Annotated in this window: 2 protein-coding genes; both read right to left on the minus strand. The window is 69.3% G+C overall.

Annotated features, from left to right (window positions below; genetic code table 11):
* A partial coding sequence (locus tag AOK08_RS39900) for an MFS transporter (RefSeq protein WP_198539541.1) occupies window positions 1-1,398 on the minus strand: 1,398 nt, incomplete at its 3' end.
* A 63-nt stretch (window positions 1,399-1,461) separates the two neighbouring features.
* Window positions 1,462-1,903, minus strand: a 442-nt coding sequence (locus AOK08_RS39905; protein ID WP_479683338.1) for a mannosyltransferase YkcB-related protein, incomplete at its 5' end; no start/stop codon positions are given.

A 1,903-nucleotide genomic window follows, 5' to 3' on the forward strand; every position in this document is an offset into this window, starting at 1 on the left:
CACCAACTGACTGCTCTGCAAGCCGGAGGCGAACGCCTCGGTGATCCGCACCCGTTCCGATGCCGACCCCGCCTCCGCCAACGCCCCCGGCAGGGATCCCGCCACCACCGGAACGAGTGCCGCGAACCGCGAGTTCAGCACCGCGCCGAGCACCGCGACCCCCAGGCCCTGCCCGAACTCCGCCACTGTGCCGTTGATTCCCGCCCCGACTCCGGCCTTCTCCGGCGGAATCGAGCTCATGATCGCGTGGGCCATCGCCGGGCTGGCCACGGCGGCCCCCGTTCCGATGAGCAGCAGGCCCAGCAACGTACCCGCGTAACCGCCGGAGTCGACCGTCGCGATGGAGACGAGGCCGGCCGCCATCGCCGTCATGCCCAGGCCGACGGCGAGCGGGGTGCCGAGCCCGGCCGACCATTTCGCCGCCACACCCGTGAAGTTGAGCGCCACGATCACGAGCGCGAGCGGTGCCGTACGCAGCCCGGCCTCCAAGGGGCCGTAGCCGAGCACGAACTGCATGTGCTGGGTGAGGAGGAAGAGCGAGCCGCCCATCCCGAACGTGATGAGCGCCGCGCCCGCGACCGCCCCCGTGAACCGGCGGTTCCGGAAGAAACGCATGTCGAGCATGGGGTACGGGACCCGGTTCTCCCAGTACGCGAAGGCGCCCAGGACCACGACCGCGACGGCCGCCGGAATCAGCACCCTGGCTGACGTCCAGCCGTGGCCGGGCCCGGAGATGATCGCGAACACGAGCGAGGACATGCCGACGGTGGAGAGCAGGGCGCCGAGGAGGTCCGGGCGGTCGCCGGCCGGGTTCTTCGACTCGGGTACGAGGGCCACCACCGCCACCAGCCCCAGCGCCGCGACCGGGATGTTGACGAGGAAGATCGCGCCCCACCAGAAGTGGTTCAGCAGGAACCCGCCGAGGAGCGGCCCGGTCGCGAACCCGAGCGAGTTCACCGCGGCCCAGATGCCGATGGCCCTCGGCTGCTCCTCGGGCGTGAAGATCTGCATCGCCACGGCGAGGGTGGTCGTCATCAGCAGCGCGCCGCCGACGCCCATCCCGGCGCGCGCCGCGATCAACCGGCCTGTTCCGTCGGCCAGTCCGGCGACCAGTGAGCCCGTCCCGAACAGGGCGAGGCCCGCTATCAGCATCCTCTTGCGGCCATACCGGTCGGCCGCGCTGCCCGCGGTGAGCAACAGGCCCGACTGGACCAGCGAGTACGCGTTGATCATCCACTGGATGTCGGAGGTTCCGGCGCCCAACTCCCGGGTGAGGGAGGGGATCGCGACGTTCAGGACGGTGTTGTCGAGCAGCACGGTGAGCTGGGCCAGACAGATGACACCGAGGATCAGCCAGCGCTGGGGGTGGCCCTGGGGACCGGGTAAGGACGTAGACATGCTGTACACCGTAGAACACCTCCTATACGGCGTACAGCAAAATTAAACGGCCGGCCGGAAGCCTCAGCTCGCCGGCTGCGTCAGGTCGTAGAAGGTGGCCGAACCCACCGTCACCTTCTTGAAGTTGCCCTCGACCCACGAGCTGATCTGGGACGACGTGCCAGTCGTCTTGCCACGGCCACCGAAGCCACCGCCGCCAGCCATGGCACCACCGCGACCGCCTCCGGAGATGAAGTAGTGGATCTTGCCGTCCGCCACGTACTTCTTGAACTGGGCCAGGGTCGGGGACGGGTCGCTGCCATTGAAGCCGCCGATCGCCATCACCGGGTCGCCGGTGGAGAGTTGGTAGCTCGCCGCGTTCTGCGCGCCGACGGCCGCCGCGGCCCAGGTGTATCGACTCGCGTTCTTCTCCAGCAGGACCTTGGCCTCGCTGCTGACCCTGGCGCCGTCGAGCAGACCGCCCATACCGCCGCCACCTCCAACTCCACCTCCAACTCCACCTCCA

It is taken from the genome of Streptomyces graminilatus, assembly GCF_001418565.1.
Classification (GTDB): domain Bacteria; phylum Actinomycetota; class Actinomycetes; order Streptomycetales; family Streptomycetaceae; genus Streptomyces; species Streptomyces graminilatus.